The organism is Sphingobacterium lactis, assembly GCF_011046555.1.
Lineage (GTDB): Bacteria > Bacteroidota > Bacteroidia > Sphingobacteriales > Sphingobacteriaceae > Sphingobacterium > Sphingobacterium lactis.
Genome location: NZ_CP049246.1, coordinates 918,868 through 937,408, shown reverse-complemented (window position 1 = coordinate 937,408; position 18,541 = coordinate 918,868). Strand labels below are relative to the sequence as shown.

The 18,541-nt window shown below is 44.4% G+C and carries 12 protein-coding genes; 2 read left to right on the top strand and 10 right to left on the bottom strand.

Annotated features, from left to right (window positions below):
* Window positions 1–6: 6 nt before the first annotated feature.
* The 5 genes from G6N79_RS04135 to G6N79_RS04115 form a co-directional block, all read right to left on the bottom strand.
* On the bottom strand, window positions 7–1,236 hold the full coding sequence (locus tag G6N79_RS04135) for a M16 family metallopeptidase (protein ID WP_103905620.1): 1,230 nt from the start codon (window positions 1,234–1,236) through the stop codon (window positions 7–9).
* A gap of 639 nt (window positions 1,237–1,875) precedes the next feature.
* On the bottom strand, window positions 1,876–4,710 hold the full coding sequence (locus G6N79_RS04130) for an outer membrane beta-barrel protein (protein ID WP_103905621.1): 2,835 nt from the start codon (window positions 4,708–4,710) through the stop codon (window positions 1,876–1,878).
* A 13-nt stretch (window positions 4,711–4,723) separates the two neighbouring features.
* A complete protein-coding gene (locus tag G6N79_RS04125) occupies window positions 4,724–5,458 on the bottom strand; it encodes a hypothetical protein (RefSeq protein WP_146060590.1) in 735 nt (244 codons plus the stop codon).
* Window positions 5,459–5,783: 325 nt separating this feature from the next.
* Entirely contained in the window at window positions 5,784–6,209 is a 426-nt protein-coding gene (locus tag G6N79_RS04120) for a DUF5958 family protein (protein WP_103905623.1), read from the bottom strand.
* Window positions 6,209–6,601 (bottom strand): hypothetical protein, encoded by a 393-nt coding sequence (locus G6N79_RS04115; protein WP_103905624.1) that lies wholly within the window; start codon window positions 6,599–6,601, stop codon window positions 6,209–6,211. The genes G6N79_RS04120 and G6N79_RS04115 overlap by 1 nt, the downstream gene beginning before the upstream one ends.
* Before the next feature lie 218 nt (window positions 6,602–6,819).
* Between G6N79_RS04115 and G6N79_RS04110 the strand changes: the two genes are divergently transcribed.
* On the top strand, window positions 6,820–7,431 hold the full coding sequence (locus G6N79_RS04110) for a ribonuclease HII (RefSeq protein WP_103905625.1): 612 nt from the start codon (window positions 6,820–6,822) through the stop codon (window positions 7,429–7,431).
* 30 nt (window positions 7,432–7,461) lie between these two features.
* On the opposite strand, the gene G6N79_RS04105 is transcribed toward G6N79_RS04110, so the two are convergent.
* The 5 genes from G6N79_RS04105 to rsgA all read right to left on the bottom strand — a co-directional run bounded on the left by G6N79_RS04105 (window position 7,462) and on the right by rsgA (window position 15,617).
* A complete protein-coding gene (locus tag G6N79_RS04105; protein ID WP_103905626.1) occupies window positions 7,462–9,957 on the bottom strand; it encodes a YfhO family protein in 2,496 nt (831 codons plus the stop codon).
* Between the two features lie 236 nt (window positions 9,958–10,193).
* On the bottom strand, window positions 10,194–10,880 hold the full coding sequence (locus G6N79_RS04100; RefSeq protein WP_103905627.1) for a potassium channel family protein: 687 nt from the start codon (window positions 10,878–10,880) through the stop codon (window positions 10,194–10,196).
* A gap of 5 nt (window positions 10,881–10,885) precedes the next feature.
* The gene (locus tag G6N79_RS04095; protein WP_234993165.1) at window positions 10,886–12,670 is read right to left on the bottom strand and encodes a TrkH family potassium uptake protein; all 1,785 of its coding nucleotides are present in this window, start codon (window positions 12,668–12,670) and stop codon (window positions 10,886–10,888) included.
* A gap of 64 nt (window positions 12,671–12,734) precedes the next feature.
* Entirely contained in the window at window positions 12,735–14,549 is a 1,815-nt protein-coding gene (locus G6N79_RS04090) for a hypothetical protein (RefSeq protein ID WP_103905667.1), read from the bottom strand.
* 147 nt (window positions 14,550–14,696) lie between these two features.
* Window positions 14,697–15,617, bottom strand: coding sequence for a ribosome small subunit-dependent GTPase A (gene rsgA / locus G6N79_RS04085; RefSeq protein ID WP_103905628.1), 921 nt, complete (start codon window positions 15,615–15,617; stop codon window positions 14,697–14,699).
* A 110-nt stretch (window positions 15,618–15,727) separates the two neighbouring features.
* Here rsgA and polA point away from each other — a divergent pair, with 110 nt between their 5' ends.
* Window positions 15,728–18,538, top strand: coding sequence for a DNA polymerase I (gene polA, locus G6N79_RS04080; protein WP_103905668.1), 2,811 nt, complete (start codon window positions 15,728–15,730; stop codon window positions 18,536–18,538).
* Window positions 18,539–18,541 lie beyond the last annotated feature (3 nt).

The window sequence follows — 18,541 nt, the reverse complement described above, 5'->3', positions numbered from 1 at the left end:
ATATACTTAATCTTCGGGTACAAAAGAAAGCGTGAAAAGATTTTCTGTACTGAAGACCGTATTGGCGATCTCGAGGACCTCATCGCTGTTCACTCGATCGATCTTATCGAAGACTTCCTTCAAACTGATGATGTGGCCATAGTCCAGGATATTCTTCCCCTCAGCGATCAGCAGACTCATCCTGTTCTCTTCCGCTAAGGCAATCTGTCCCTTGAACTTGTTCTTGGCCTTCTCCAGCGCATTCGGACGAAGTCGCTCCCCCTTCAATTTATCGAGTTCCTTATGGATCAACTTCATGGTCTTTTCGACCTTCTCGTCGTCGGTCCCGAAATAGATACTGAACAGGCCAGTATCCGAGTAGAGGCTGTAATTGGATTCAATGGTATAGGCAATACCGTATTTCTCCCGAATGTTCAGGTTCAGGATAGAGGACATCCCATACCCGCCCAACAGATTATTCAACAGCAACAGGCCGGTCTTATGGGAATCATGAATGCCATAGGCGTATCCCCCCATGACCACGTGCGCTTGATTGATTGGTCGTTCCAGGGTGATGTGCTGTACCTTCTGTTTAACAGGATCCTCCTGTACTTTATCCCAGCTTGCCGATTTCACCTTGCCGAAAATCTTATTGGCCATCGCCAACACCTTCTTTTCCGAATAATTCCCGGAGATCGCAACGACCATCTTGTGCATATCGTAATGCTGATCCACGAACTGCTTGATATCACCTTGGGAGATGTTCTTGAGGTCTTCCTCCAAGCCGAGGATATTATGGCCCAAACCCGACCCCTTGAAGACCAAGTCTTCAAAATCATCCATAATGGCCTCCTCAGGGCTATCCAGATAGGAAGCCATCTCATCCAGAATCACACCCTTTTCCTTTTCCATCTCGTCCTTCGGGAAAACCGAATGGAACAGAATGTCCTCAAAAAGGTCCAATGCCCGATCCAGGTACGGATTCAGGAAGGATGCATGGATACAGGTATATTCTTTCGTGGTATAGGCATTCAGGTCTCCACCGACCACCTCAAGCCTATTGAGGATCTGGTTGGTGCTCCTGCGTTCGGTCCGCTTGAAGAGCAGGTGCTCAATAAAATGGGCCGTCCCGAACTTGCCTTCCTGCTCGTGCCTCGAACCGGCATCAACCAATAGGCAGGCATGTGTAATCGCCGACGGATTCGGTTGCAACAAAATGCGCAACCCATTTTCAAGCTGGAAAATTTTATGAACCATATGCATGTGTAATGGAGCAAAGGTAGGAAATAAGTAGCAGCATCAAGCACCTGAGCCCACAAATCCCCCAATACCGGTCGCCCGCATTTATTAGGTGACCTTGTTCGACATGCACCCGTGGTGCGTCCGAGGTCAACGCGAGGTGCAGTCGTGCCATAGACACGCTCTCACCACGCTCTCAGTACGCTCTCACCACGCTCTCAACTCAGACAAGGTCCAAACAAATTCTTCCAGTTTCTATAGCCACACACAATCTAAATAGCAAGACAAAACCCACTTTAATAAAGATATAACCAACAGAATCACCTACCCGCACGAAGAAAACGCAAGGTTTACAGTAAAAATTTAAAATTTCACAAAAAACACGCTTTTGCTCAAAACACCCCAATAAAAAAACGGCCTTTCGGCCGTTTCCCCAATTTGTTTTTCAAGGTATTGGTAGGGATTAGATTTGAGATGTGAGATATGAGTTATAGTATTGAGATGTGAGATGTGAGATATGAGATATCATGGTTACAAAACTCTTGTTTATGATTCTGCTAATGATTTGTAAACTCATCCTCACATTCCATGGTCCTTATCCCCCAGTCTCGCACTTCATATCGCAAATCTTATATCTCAAATCTCACATCTCTAACACTACATCCGTGGTCTACGCATGCCTGGGAATCCGCTTTCCTCAGATGGTGCCATCCCGGAGAATTTCTGCAGCTTGAACGTAAATGTCAGCATGAAGTATCTTCCCAGACGGTTTGTTTGCGTATCTGAGGAGAAGTTATCCTGTACCGTTCTGGCCAGGTTCACCTGCTCATCCAGTAAGTCGAAGGCTTGTAGGCGGATTGTTCCGCGTTGGCCTTTCAAGAGTTTCTGCTCGATATAGGTATTGATGATGAATGGATTTGCATTACTCAAGCTTCCATAACCCTTGTTGAAGGATTTGGATACATCCGCACCAAAAATAGTCGAAGGCGTAATGTTGACCGATCCGATGAAGGTCGGTGTCCATGTGGATACTTCCGAATTGTTATCGGTAATGGAGTTTTTGGTGAAGTTATAGGAATAACGAACGCCAGGATTCAGCTCCAGGTTCTCCGATGGATTGTAGCGGAAGAACAAGCCCTGCATAATTATAAAGTTGTTGGCAATATTCTTCATCCCTTCAACGGCCGCAATCTCGTTGGACGTGTAGGAAACATTCTTGTTGTAATTCACACCACCCATCAACATCAGGTTGTAGGTTTTCTGCTTCAACGATTTTCCGAAATGGTAGAAAGAATTTACGCCATAGATCGGCTCCTCAGTTTCATTCAGGTATCTTGTTTCCTGCAACATCCCTTTCTCCGTTCCCGGAACGCGTTTCATAAAGGAAACGATCTTGTTGTTGGTCAGGTTTGCATTCATAAAGGCGAAGAAGGTATTCCCTTTCTGGAAATCACCGGAACGGAAGCGCAACATCATCTGATGGCGGAATTCCGGATTCAGTTCCGGGTTACCATAGATCTTGTTCGTCTCATTCTGGCTGACTACATACGGCAGGATCTGATCCACACTCGGTTCATTCGATCTTCCCGAATAATTGATGCTGATATTCTTTTGGCGCGAGAATTTGTATTCAAAACGCGCAATCGGAATGATATTGAAGTTGTTGCGATCGATAATGGTCGATTCATCGGAACTCGAAGCGACACCTTTCAATAGTGAAGGTTGTACGGCAGCTCCCAGGGAATATTTGATCTTATCGTTTTCGTACGCAAAATTTGCTCCAATACGGTGCGTGGTGAAGGAATAGTCCTGGTTGTAATCGAAATTCACAATACTCAAGTCGTCATTTGGATAAAGTGTACCATCTTCATTCCTTGCTTCCTGGAACCTGTGGTTGTCGTAACTGTTCTTGTTGAAATCATACGTCACCTCCAACTTTCCATTCTTGGATAACGGCTCTGTATAGGAAACGGATGTTCCGGCATTCCAGCTTTTATTTTTCACTTCTTGGAGGGTGCGTTGGTAGATTTCTTCCGTTGTCGCCTCGGCATTGTTCGGGTCATTGATCAACCTGTCCAAAATTCGGTCGAAATCGCTATTGGTTGCCGCATTGTCATAGTTGAAGTTAATGAACAAGTTTCTTCCCCTATCGTTAAGCTTTCGGTTGTATAAACCGGAAATGCTATAGCGTGGCGCATTGGATCCATTGATCAACGTATCGGCATCCTGATTCTGCAAGGCGCGATTGATATCGAAGAACTGGCTGAAGGAGTTTGATCGCACGCTGTTATCATTGAACCCAAATTGCGGGGTCAACTTGATGTAATCTTTATCGGTGATATTCCATTCCAGATTGGCCTCCAAGCGGTGGCTTGCGGAAATATTATTGGCATCAGACTCCGATTTTTCCTCCTGCGTACCTGCATCGAAGTAATATTGGTTCAACCTATTGGTTACTGTATTGTTATCGTCGCGTCCATAGGAATAATTACCGTACACTTTTAATTTCTCAGAGAAATCATGACGGATATTGACACCTACGGAACCGACATTAGTCAGACCATCCTGACGGCCGAACATGCCGCCACCGCCACCAGGTCTGCCACCTCCGCCCTGTCTGCGTCTTGCTCCACCACCCATGGTGTTGAAGTCAAACAAAGGGGCATTGATGTTATTGAGGTTACCCAAAACGGAAACCTGGGTTTTATCGGTCATACCCATCCACATGGCTGTGGCTTGGTACCGATCCTCCGTACCATAACCGGCACGCAAGGTCGTCATATAACCCTTGTTGTATTTCGGGTCGATCTGAATATTGATGATTTTTTCGGAATCGCCAGTTTTATTGCCGGTCACATTGGCCATATCGCCATAATCGTCGACAACTTGGATTTTCTCTATGATATTCGCCGGTAAGTTCTGGGTGGCAGTCTTCACATCACCGCCGAAGAAATCCTTACCGTTGATGCGTACGCGGGTAATGGATTCACCCTGTGCCGTCACATTTCCATCCTTGTCCACTTCCACGCCCTGTAATTTCTTCAGTGCATCTTCTGCAACGGATCCTTCGCGTAATTTGAGGTCCCTGGTGGTATACTCCACGGTATCCCCAACGACACGTACGGTCGGCACACCCTGGATGACAACTTCTTCAATCTGGTTTTCATTCACGGCAAGCTCGAAGCTAGGCACCTGGATCTGTTTCTGTCCTTCCGGGAAATCCACTTCCTTCTCGAAGGTGGAAAATCCAAGGCTAGAAACGCGGACGGTCAATTTCGTCCCTTTCACATTTTCAAAGGTGAAGAACCCGGCATTGTTGGAACTCGTTGCCATGGTATCCTTATCGGAGAACAATCGTACCGAAGCGCCGGAAATCGGCCGGGATTCGGTGTCGCGGAGCATGCCCTGCACCACACGACCTGATTGCGCAAAAACAGAAGCGCTCATAGCCATGATGCACAGTAGCATCAGGGCCTTCATAATTTTATCCATATATCAATTTAAACTAATGCCTATCCAGCACCCCTATAATCCAGACATCCGTCTTCTTATAAGGGTTCTTTACTGTCGGCGTGTAGCTTCCGTAGCCCCGCATCCGCGGGTCCGGTCTACTCTTGATAGTTTTTTGCAACATGGAAAATCGGTTGTTGATCATGATCTGAATCGCAACGGGGTTCTTCAGATTCTTCATCCCAATGGCACCGATCGGAATCTTCGATTCGTATACCATCATATCATCATCCATCAACTTTGCCACTGCATTAACACCATAAGTGTTATCGAATGACAACCTTCCATCAACTATCCGAGCGAATCCAACCACACCAAATCCCCTACTCCTCTTGATCAGCTCCTCACGCACGTTCATATTCGGAAGATTTTCATCGTTGACCATCGCACGTACAGACTCGCTGTCCGGGATCGGGAATACCAAGCGTGCGGCATCCCTTTTCTTCCCTTCAGGATTGATGTTGACAATGATTCCATTCCGGGCAGCTTCCTGCTGCAGCGCCAGGTTCTTCACCTTAACTGCAACGTAAATAAATTCACTGTCGTTTGTAACAGCAAATGCCCAGGTAGAATCCTGATCAACCCAAGTTAACTTGTTATCCCACTCCTTCAAATCGCCATCAACTGAAACAGGAAAACTTGGCAACATGTCAAATCGGTCTTTTTTCCGCTGTGCGAACAAGTGAAAACTCGTTGTCAATAGCAAAGCAATAATGATGATCCTTTTCATACTATTTTTGGTATACTTCTTATTGACAGCAGTATAGGAAAAAAGTTTAGCATTCCGAATACGCAACAAAGAAAAAAAGAAGAAGTGTAAATTAATGTAAACGAAATAGTGTCGCAAGGAAGTTACATTGGAGATGTGAGATGGGAGATTTGAGATTTGAGATTTGAGATAGAAAGGGGAATACTGGGATGGGGGGAAGAATGGGACTATTTTTTAAATTTAAGCAGCGAGGAATAATTGGCTTCCTTGCTGTTTAAACTGATTTTCACCCCCCAGAAAGTGTTTAACTATTTAAGGACATTGCAAAATCGAGGCTTTGCTATTGTTATCTATTTTGCGGTATTCTGTTAATATTTGTTTCGTCAGATAAATCCCAATACCACCATTTATCAGGGTTGTCTTTTTCTACTACAAACCTTCTCTTATAAGCTATCCTAAACAAACTTAAAAGCAATAGAAACGCTTTTGTCAGTTCATTTTCAGGCAGGTTTACAAGTTTTTCTAAATTATGATTTGCAACACCCTTTTTGAGTAATACACAAGGTGTGTATGTAGATTTCAGACCACTGTTTATTATAGCTGGTTCAATATCTTTTTCTTTCGGTTTTGATTGAAGAATAAGAAATTGTATTTCACTTAAAAACACCTTCTGAGAATCCATATCAAAACTTCCAAATAAATTTAAAAGTAGTTCTGTACCGACAAGCCCCTGTCCATATTTATTAACTAATATTTCGTGTTCTATTTTCATTATTTAAGGCGAGGGTTTATTATTATATGAGGTTTTGTTCCATCAAGAGGTCCTTTAAAAATATCTATATTTCGAGGTGTATTATCCAAAATCGAACGAGAATCAGGCAAGGAGTTTTTAATAGTATTCCAATTTTTACTATTAAGCCCTGGTATTAAATAATCCCAATCAGAATATGCCCCTGCTGTACCTTTTGCTCGACTACCCATAACTGTAATGGGTTTGTTAATTCGTATTGCTGCGTTTTCAATTCTCAACAGGTCTCCTTTGGATAAAACGTTCGTACTCGTCTTAGCGGCAACTACTTCCCTTACACCCAAAAAATCAGCATTCTTGGCGAAGCTATTGCCCACCAAAAACAGTAAAATAAATATGCTGATTAACCTTTTCATTCAGTTGCAAATTTACTATTTATAATCCGATCCTGGCCTTTTTCATCTACTGGATTGTTTTGACCAATATAATATGACTCAAATAAATTTTTTGGTTTGAGGTGGGTTATGGTTCGAAGGGGAATTCGGGTGATGGATTGGATTATAAGATAAGGGCAATGTAAGGCTCACATTATTAACCATTACCATTTCTCCTTGTGATGCCCTATCTTTGTTGTATGGAAAAAGCGATTTCTTTGTTATCCCACTATCAGGAAATTCTTGTGGAGGCTGGATGTGATGAGGCAGGAAGAGGGTGCTTGGCGGGTCCTGTATTTGCTGCAGCGGTGATTTTTCCGGTTGGCTATTGCAACCCCATTTTGAATGACTCGAAGAAACTATCCGAACAGAAACGCATGGAATTACGCCCGATCATCGAGCGGGAGGCCTTGGCCTATGCCGTGGCAAGCGTATCGGCCGAAGAGATCGATAAAATCAACATCCATAAGGCGTCCTACCTTGCCATGCACAAGGCGCTCGATGCCCTGAATATCAAGCCAGGCTACCTCCTGATCGATGGCAATAAATTTATCCCCTATCAGCAGGTTCCCTATACCTGTATCGTAAAGGGTGATGGAAAATACCTATCCATTGCGGCGGCTTCCATCTTGGCGAAGACCTATCGGGATGAATATATGGCAGGGATTGCAAATGACTTCCCGGATTATGATTGGTTGAAAAACAAAGGATATCCAACGATTAAACATCGTCAAGCGGTTATCCAACTGGGCTTGACCCCACACCATAGAAAAACCTTCAGAGTTTCGGATCCACAACTATCCTTATTCTGAAGGTTCAACGTATTTTATCTTACTAACTTCTTATTTCGTCTTGGGTTGCTGAGGCGCAGTCCGTTCTTTCCGATGTTTCAGGGAAAGCCAAACAGCCAAGCCTAAGCCAAGCACAAGGACAATGGAAGCAATCAGGGAAATCATGTTACTTATTTTCATGGATGCCGGTTCGAATACGAATTCAACCTTATGGTTTCCTCCCGGCAGGGCCAATCCGCGCAACAGATAGTTCGTGCGAATAATCGGCACTTCCTCGCCATCCAGGTATGCTTTCCAGCCTTTATCGTAGAACATTTCAGAAAATACAGCATAGACATTGTTGCCTGCCGAGTATTCATATTTTAAGGTATCCGGGTGGTAGCTGACCAATTTGATCTGTGCATTGGTCGGCTGACCGATGGTCTTGTCACCAAACTCACCTTTCAGGCCTTCATTAACGATAGCTTCTTTCCGTGGATCGAATGTTCCCAAAGCATCCATCTCTGCCTTGTTTCCATTGACGAATTTTACGCCATTGACAAACCAGGCATTACCCAATGCCGAACTGCGGCGGGAAATACGATCGGAGTTATTGGATTGATCCTTGGTGATGATGTAGCGAACATTCATCATATCCAATACATCCTCATTGATGTTGCCGTTGAACTGATTTTCCAAAACTTCCTGGAAACGCATCAGCTTGGCTGCATGGTAACCACCAAAGCTTTTATGGAAATAAGACGCACTGGCATCATTGAATGGACTTGTCGTCAGATCAAGAACGCGGTAAGAAAGATCCTTGTCCAAATGGATCAATTGATCGACTTCACGTTCAGGAATAGGTTTTTCATAGATGCTCTTATCGACAAAGGACTCGTTGTTTAAGTACCGTTTATCTACGGACCAAAGATCTACCAAAGTAATCACCGCAATTGCGCCAACCATAACTGCCATGTTGAGTTTCTTCTTGATGAAGAACCACACAAAAGCAAAAGTCAATGCCACAATGAAGAAGGAACGCCATGCATCCTTTGAGGCCATATCTGCACGATCTTTCAATAATGCACTCACCAACTCGTTGGAAATGGTCGCATCACCCACATTCTGCTGAAGAGCAGCCACAAATTCCTGATGTTGGGAATTGCGCAGATCCAATAGATTCGGCATCAGAGCGATCGCCAAACAGACAACCGCAACACCGGCTCCGGAATATAATACCTTCTTCTGCAGGTCCGGGATTTCACTTCCACGCGTGATGATCTCATTCAAGCCCATCACCGCCAATAACGGAATTAGGACCGAAGGGATGACCAGAATGGATTCTACAGCCCTGAACTTGTTGTACATCGGGAAGTAATCGAAGAATAGATCGGATATAAAGGGCAGGTGTTTACCAAATGCCAAGAAAATTGTCAGGATCGTTGCGGAAAGAATCCACCATTTCAGGCGATCCTTAACAACAAACAGGGCAAGCACGAACAGGAACATAATACCGGCTCCAAAATACCATGGCCCGGAAGTAATGGACTTCTCGCCCCAATAGGATGGCAATGCTCCGTTTGCAAATTGGATGGCCTGGCTTTCAGGCATGCCCAATTTGGTCAGGGATTTTACCGTATTGGATTCTTCCGTTAAGTTCACGCCCGTATTCCTACCGCCATACGCATTCGGGATCAGGAAGGTGATGTTCTCTCCCACCCCTTGGCTCCAAGCATAGGCATATTCCTTTTCCAGACCAGCGGAACTTTTTCCATCGCTGTCCGTTTTTTCGATGTTCGCCTTTCCACGGATGGTCAACTTACTGTATTCATAGGTAGGGAACAACACCGAAGCATTCACCAAAACAGCCACGACCACACCGATCAGCTGCAATCCCGTTGCCTGGATGAATTTATTCAATTTCTTATCACGGATGGCATAGTACAATTCAAAACCCACCAAGATAAGGAGCGCAATGAATAGGTAATAGGTCATCTGGATGTGGTTTGCACGGATTTCCAATGCCAGGAATAACGCCAATAAAGATGGCCCCCAGAACTTGCTGCCACGGTAACACAGGATAACCGCACCGATAATCGGTGCCATATAGGCAATAGCATAGGCCTTATTGAGGTGTCCTGCCTCCACGTAAATCATGTTGTACGACGAGAAAGCGAGTGCTATCGCCCCCAATGCAGCCACCCAGGGCCGCAGTTTTAATACCGAAAACAGGAAATACCCGCCCAATAGGAACAATAAAAGCACATCGGAAGGTGGCGGAAATACCGCTCTGATGGTTGGTCCGATATGCGTAGTGATATTGTTCGCATGGTCGTACCATATTTGATAGGTCGGCATCCCACCGAACATGGAATTTGTCCATAACGGGGTCTTACCATCCTTTTCTCTGTATTCGAAGATTTCCTTTTGGCTACCTTTGGCCTGCATCACGTCACTTTGGAGCAAAGTTTTGCCTTGCCACACCGGAGTAAAATAAAGGACCACCATCAGCAAGAAAACGCCAATAATGATCAGGTGGTTCTGATTTTCCTTAAACCAATTTTTCATCTATTGCTAGGGTTATTAATGATATAGCCCCAAAAATAGGAAATAGATGTGAGATATGAGATATGAGATGTGAGATAGAAAGCGGGAATTGCAAAGGGGGAGAATAGATGGGGGATAAGAGACGTGAGATGTGCGATGTTATCTGATTCATAACAGGGACTATTTAGCAGCGGTGGATTAAGATTAGCAGGATGTAATCTCAATTGTAGAGAGTCCTTCGTTCCAAAAGGGGGATTTTACCCCTTTTGGATTAGGTCTTTGATATTGGACAATTCGCCAAATAGAACCAATAGGTCATTTTCTTGCAGGAGGGTATCGGATTTTGCGATTCCCGAGGCCTCTTTGTTGATTCGGTTGGAGCCGTCCTTTTGGGTTTCACTTTCTACGTGGACCGTAGTTAGCACGATTACTTTATATTTATTGGTCAAATCTGCCTCTTTTAGGGTTTTGCCCACATATTTGGTCGGTACTTTCGTTTCAATGATGGAGTATTTGTCGGAAACCTTAAAGGAATCGACAATATCGATATTATCCAGGCGCATGGCCAACCGTTCAGCGGCTTCTTCCTCCGGCATGATGTACTCATCGATGTTCATGGCCTCCAATACCGTTTTCTGAAGATCAGATACGACCCGACCAATAATCCGCTTGACTTTCAGCTGTTTCAATAGAGCAACCGTCAAGAGGCTGGCGCCTTCTTCCTCGCCGATGGCCACGATGACCGCATTGCTTTCCCGAAGGGGCAACGAGCTCACCGCATCCTTATCCGTGCTGTCCAAGCAGACCGTGTGGGTAATCCTGTCCTTGGTCTGTTCAACAATTGCCAGATTCTTATCCGCCGCAATAACCTCATGACCCAACTCTGTCAGGTGGATCGCCAAAGATCGCCCAAAATGCCCTAAACCTAATACAATATACTTCATACCTATTAAAACAAAATCTTTTCCGTTGGATAAATATAACTCTTGTTTTTCGTGTTTTTGATAAATGCCACCAAGAGTGTTAACATGCCCACTCGTCCGACAAACATCGTGAACATCAAAATAATCTTACTCGTGGCCGACAGCGAGGCAGTAATGCCCAGCGACAATCCACAAGTGGTATACGCCGATACCGTTTCGAACAGCAACGGAATCATCTGCTGCTCCGGATCGGCAAAGTTCAGCAGGATAAAGCTGAGTGTAATCGTCAGGACTGAAAGTAGAATAATGGCGAAGGCCTTATTCACCGATTCAGAGGCGATCTTCCGTTTAAATATCTCTATGGATTCCTTCCCACGGGCAAGCGCCACAATATTCATCAGCGCAATGGCAATGGTAGTGACCTTGACCCCACCACCCGTCGATCCCGGAGATACACCGATCCACATCAGTGTAACGATCATGATCAACGTTGGAATGTTCACAAAATTGATATCAACACTATTGAATCCTGCAGATCGAGCCGAATTGGCCATAAAAATCGAAGTAACCCAATCTCCATAGGCCGATTTGTCCGCCATTAGGGAATGGTCCTTTTCCAGAAAATAATACGATACGGTAGCCAAGATGATCACGATAACATTGCACAATACCACAAATCGGGAATTGAAGGTGAAAACCTGAGGTTTATGCCTATAATTTTGCTTTTTGATAAACTTACAGATCAGGGCATTGATCCGCTCCTTGACCAGCGTATATAAATTAAAGATTGTTCCGAAACCGAAGCTACCCAGGATAAACATCGCGGCTACGGCCAACTGGAAATTATAGTTGAACCGGTACGTGTCGCTATTGATACCATCCTTAACGATCGTGAATCCGGAATTACAGAATCCCGAAATCGCGTGGAAAGCAGCGAAAAATATACGCTCGCCAATAGAATCGAAATGCTTAGCCTCCAAGGAGAAGAAAATCAGGATTGCACCTATAAATTCGAAAAGCAGGGTAATGAAAATAATGGTCAATAGCGTTGATATCACGGAATTCAATTTATTCTCGCCCAAAATCTCGCCGAACATCAGCTGATTCTTAAAGGAAAATCCGCCGGAAAAGAAATAGCCAAAGAATCCGGTAAACGTCATAATCCCGAGTCCGCCGACCTGGATAAGGGCCATGATCACGGATTGGCCAAATACCGAGAAATTCGTGGATATGTCCGTTACCGAAAGACCTGTGATACAGACGGCACTGGTGGCCATAAAAAAGGCATCCACAAAGCTCAATGGTGCTTCCAAGGTTGTCCGGGGCAGCATCAACAGAAATGCTCCAAGGACGATCAACCCCAGAAAGCTGACAACAAAGAGAATGGTAGGATTGAAATAAAAGTTATCGAAGAATAAGCTGCTTTTGGAAAGCTCAGAAATAAAGATAATGGCAATACCCAAATAGAGCCATTCATCCTTTGCAAAGCTGGATAGCAGCCCCCCGCTGTGCCGGGAAAGGAAAATGAGGAGAAAATATGCGCTGACCAGTACCCCCGAATAATGGGCCATAGTGATCCGCCGTGCCACCAAAATCGAGGATACCGTCCGAAAGATCTCAAACAGGAACAACCCATAATAGGAAGCGACGACGATTCTTTGGGTGATGTCGGCAATTTCCGGATTGGTGATGTAGCCAACATGCAGCACCATGACAATGGTACTTAGCAGGCTGGCATAAAAAACAACCTGATCGACAATTCCTTTTTTGTATCGGAAGAGATATTTTAGAAAACTAAAAATGGAATCCATGAACTACAAACATAGGAATTACTAACTAAAAGCAAGGAATGCAATCTTTCACGTGAAACTACTTCTACTTTTCGTCCTTCTTTTCTTCTTCTTCGCCTTTATCCTTTTTCTTGAAAAGTCCCTTGAAGAAATTACCAGTTTTCTTGATCACGCCTTTGGTCTCATCAACAACCTCTTTACCGGTTTCTGCAGCGCCCATTAATTTTGCTTCCCTTTCCTTACTGATACCCGCACATTGCTTGATCCCTTCGAGTAAACTTTGCCATAAAGTCTTGAAGAAGGTATGCTCGGGAACACGTCGGTAATTTACTTTCCCGATATGGTATTTTTCATTGGCATCCGGGTTACTGTCATTGATCAGGATATTGTTCACCACAAACGATAGGATACCTTTGCGGGTTCGGCTCATGTCCTCGCCCATGGAATTTAAAAGGTCAACCTTCAAATGGTCATAATCGAAACGGAAATCTCCCCAGTTTCTATGGTCATTACCCTGCATATTAAAACTTACCTTTCGGATATTTCCCGATTTGATGCCGACATTCAATAGGGGTGTTAAGATCTTATTGAAGGCAGGTGCTTGCATCCTGCCCAAAGTACCTTTATAGGTATGGTACCCATCTTTGCTCAACATGTCGAAACCAAACTGAGCGGAAAGTAAACCGGAGCCCATAATGTTTGCACTTAAATTGGCCCGCATCATTTTATCCTTGATCAAATGAGTACTGTCATTCGTCACATTGGTCAAAGTTCCTTTGGCATTGGTAAAGGTAATAACTCCCTCCTTATGGAATTTGCCGCTCATTTCCCCATATAGCACATCAACATTATCCACGAATACCGTGTCGATCCGGATCAATTGTTTCGCTTTCATCAATTGCTGATGAGGTGATTTTCCAACCTTGGAAACGGATTTCTTTGGATAGCGCTTATCGTTATAGAGGGAGACGGATCCATTCTTAATCTGCACATTTTGTGCAATGGTCTGCTGGTTATCGATCAGTTCTTTGAAATCGAGTTTTTCAAAACGAAGGGTATCGAATTTCATGACGGCCATGGTGATGTTTTCATTACGCGCTTTGAAGTAAGCGGCTTTGCTCATTTTCGGGGCATATTCTGCTTTCGTCAGCAGGACATTTTGGTCTTGTGTGTTCAACACGAGGCGATCAAATTTTGCTCGGTAAATGCCATTGGACAGATCATACGAGAACTTCGGCACCTCGACTTCGACCATTTTCGTATAAAATAAGCGCGTGGTATCCTTTATGGAAGCCTCGTCCACCAAAATATCGTGTACTTTAATGCCGACACTGTCCAAAACAATATCACTGGATTTACCCTCCTCGATCTTGGAAAACTTGAACTTTACATTTTCGATTTCAATATCCTTCACATTGATGGAACTGAAGACATCCTTGATATTATCGTACAGGGTTTTTGTTTCCTTTGGCTGGATCGTATCGTTGTAAGCATGACGTTCGGACATCATGTGGATATCCGGTGAGTCAAATTCAATACGTTTGATGTACAGTTTGCGGTTCTTAATGATATCCCAGATATTGAAACGCCTTACCTTCAGCGAAGAGAGTTTGATGTGGAACCTACTGTTCGGGGCTTCCTTGGCTTGAACCATACGCTGATATACGGCCGAATCTGGGATAAGTTCTGCATTTTTGAGGGTCGCATTTCCCAAGGTAATATTCAAATCTAGGTCATCGTATTTCAACGAATAAAGCCCATTTGTAGATTTGGCCACGGTTTCTTTCAGTTTTTCCTCCACCAATGGCTTCCAATTGCGGCTATAATACCACCCAACACACACTACTCCTATAATCAAGAGCAATAAAATCCCAATGATCCACTTCCAAATCGGTTTCATAAATTCAAACAAAAAGGTTTTCAATAATACTTAGTACTATAAAACAATAATACAGCCATTATGTTTAAATTGAAAAATAAATTTTCCTGCTTGTCGAATTTTGATACCCTTATTGTAAACTAACTGAATCAAAAGGGAATAGCACGATTAATTTCTATTGTTCTCATTCCCGTAAATAGACAGGTAACTGTCATAACGGGATGGCTCGATATCACCATTTTCAACCGCTTCCAGAACGACACAACCAGGCTCATTGATATGCCTGCAATTGTGGAATTTACATTGGTTCATCAGCTTTCTCATTTCCGGAAAGTAATGCGAGAGCTCCTGCGGTTCAATATCCACGATGCCGAGCTCACGGATCCCGGGGGTATCAATCAATTTACCGCCGAATGGCAGGTCCAACATTTCCGCAAAGGTTGTCGTATGCTTTCCCTTATCGGACCATTCCGAGATATCTCCCGTTTTCAAGTTGAGATCCGGGATAAGCGAATTGATCAGGGTGGATTTGCCAACCCCTGAATGCCCAGAGACCAGCGTGATCTTATCCTTCAGCAACTCTTTAAGGGGTTCTATGTTTTCTTTTTCCAGGGCAGAAACGGCAAAGCAAGGGTAGCCCAGGTTTTCATAGATATCCATGTAGACTTGTAGAATTTCCAAGCCTTCCTCTGAGAATAGGTCGAGCTTATTGAATACCAAAGCTGCTGGAATGCTATAGGCTTCCGCCGTGACCAGGAATCGATCGATAAAACCGGTTGATGTCGGCGGGGAGGCCAATGTAACAACCAATAGGGCAAGATCTAAGTTAGCACCGATAATCTGGGTCTGCTTGGAGAGATTTACCGATCGCCGGATAATGTAATTCTTACGGGGCTCCAGTTTGGTAATCACCGCACTCTGTTGACCATGTTCCACTTCAAAATCCACCCAGTCACCAACCGCAACCGGATTGGTGGTTTTGATACCCTGCGTCCTGAATTTCCCTTTAATCCTACATTCGTAGCGATTTCCGTTCTCGTCAAGTACCTGATACCAACTGCCTGTAGATTTTGTAACTAGTCCGCGCATAGCCTTTACCCTAAATTTTAGATTATCCTTCCGCAAAAATGGAAAAAATAATTAATCTTTACGTGAAATTGATTTTGTTAACTTTGTTGGAAAGGCAAAACCTTAAGAATTTGAAAAAGTTATTTCTATTAGACGGGATGGCATTGATATACCGTGCCTACTTTGCGCTGAGCAAGACTCCCCGAATTACCTCATATGGATTGAATACAGGAGCCATCATGGGTTTCTGTAACACCTTACTGGATGTTTTAAACAATCAGAAACCTTCCCATATCGCGGTCGTATTCGATACGGCGGCACCAACGAATCGGCATTTAGAGTTCGAGGCCTATAAGGCCCAACGTGAAAAAATGCCCGAAGATCTGGCGGCTTCCATTCCCTATATCCACCGGTTGATTGAGGGCTTCAATATTCCGATCATTACCATGGACGGGTATGAAGCCGATGATATCATTGGAACCTTGGCAAAGAAAGGGGAACAGGCGGGCTATACCGTTTACTGTATGACCCCCGATAAAGATTTCGGTCAATTGGTGTCCGAGAACATTTTTATCTATAAGCCAGCGCGCATGGGCAATGGCGCCGAGATATTGGGCGTTCCGGAGATCCTTGAAAAATGGGAAATCAACAATGTCCATGAAGTGATCGATATCTTGGGGCTGTGGGGTGATGCCGTCGACAATATCCCAGGCATTCCGGGTATCGGCGAAAAAACCGCCAAAAAGCTGATCCAGGAATTTGGTTCCATCGAAAACCTGGTACAGAATACGGATAAATTAAAAGGAAAACTAAAGGAAAACGTTGAGAATTTTACCGAACAGGGATTAATTTCCAAACGATTAGCCACCATTCAACTGGATGTTCCAGTGGAACTGGATGAACAGGCGCTAACATTAGACCCGGCATCGAAGGAATTATTGGAGCCTTTGTTCGTCGAGCTGGAATTCAGGACACTCGGTAAACGGGTATTCGGTGAAGCCTTTAGCATTACCGAGACCACTGGCCCAAAATCGGGACAGATGGACCTGTTCGCGGTGCATGTGGATGCCAATATCGATGGTGCAAAAGCTGCGTCCTTGTCCGGTACCATTGAGGAGAGCCCTGTCCTTACGAACATTGAAAACACCGAACATACTTATACCCTGGTCGAAACGTTTGATGATCAAAAAGCATTAATAGACCGCCTAAGCAGCGAAAAATCTTTCTGCTTTGACACAGAAACCACAGGCTTGGACGCCATGCAAGCCGAACTAGTGGGCATCTCATTCAGTATAAAAGAGAAGGAAGCCTACTATGTTCCAGTGAGTCCTGATCAAACCTTGGCGCAGGCAACTGTGGACCTATTCAAGCCATTGTTCGAAAACCCGGCCATTCTGAAGATTGGTCAGAATCTAAAATATGACATCCTGTTGTTGTCCAGGTATGGCGTTGATGTTCAGGGAGAATTCTTTGACACCATGCTCGCCCATTACCTGATCGATCCGGATACCCGGCATAACATGGACTATCTGTCCGAAACATACCTGAATTACACCCCTGTTTCCATTACTGACCTGATCGGTGCCAAGGGCAAGAACCAAGGGAATATGCGGGATGTAGAACTGGAAAAAATTAAGGAATATGCAGCGGAAGATGCTGATATCACCTTGCAATTGCAACAGAAGTTTGAACCCCTATTAAAAGAAACCTCCACATTGCAGTTAGCGCAGGAGGTTGAATTCCCCTTACTGAAAGTATTGGCGGAAATCGAACAGAATGGGGTGAAAGTGGATGTAGCCACATTGGGCACATTTTCACAGGATATCGAGAAGGATGTGAAAAGATTGGAACAGCAGATCTATGAAAAAGCAGGCGTGACCTTCAACATCGCATCCCCGAAACAGCTTGGGGAAGTGCTATTCGATAAGTTGCAGTTGGATCCGAAGGCCAAAAAGACCAAAACCGGACAGTATAAAACCGGTGAGGACGTGCTTCTGGCCTTGGCGAACAAATCGGATATCGTACAGGATATCCTGGAATTCCGCCAGTTACAGAAGTTGAAATCTACTTACGTAGATGCACTTCCGGCATTGATCAATTCGAACACTGGCCTCATCCACACCTCCTACAACCAAGCTGTTGCGGCAACAGGTCGTTTGAGCTCGACAAATCCGAATCTGCAAAATATCCCCATCCGTACCGAAAAAGGTCGCGAGGTACGCAAGGCCTTTATCAGCCGGTCCGATGATTGGGTGCTGTTGTCGGCGGATTATTCGCAGATAGAACTGCGCATCATGGCGGAACTGAGCAAGGATGTGAATATGTTGGATGCCTTTAATCAGGGTCTGGATATTCACCGCGCTACGGCAGCCAAGGTATATGGCGTGTCACTGGAAGAGGTGGATAGCAACATGCGCCGGAATGCCAAAGCCGTGAACTTCGGCATTATCTACGGCCAGTCCGCATTTGGACTTTCTCAGAACTTGGGCATTTCCAGAAAAGAAGCTGCAGAAATCATTGAGCAGTATTTCAAACAATATACAGGCATTCGTACTTATATGGGTGAGGTGATTGAGTTTGCTAAAGAAAATGGCTATGTCGAAACCGTATTGAAACGCCGTCGGTACCTGCGTGACATCAATTCCGCAAATATGACGGTTCGTGGTTTTGCAGAACGAAATGCCATCAATGCACCTATCCAAGGTTCTGCGGCAGATTTGATCAAGATTGCGATGATCCGAATTCAAGAGGATATCAAAACCAAGGGTCTAAAAGGTAAAATGATCATGCAGGTGCATGATGAGCTTGTGTTTGATGTCCCTCGGGAAGAGGTCGCTATTTTCAAGGAAATCATCGCCGATCGCATGAAAAATGCCATTAAAATGCAGGTTCCGATCGAAATCGAAATCGGTGAGGGTAGAAATTGGCTTGAAGCACATTAATAC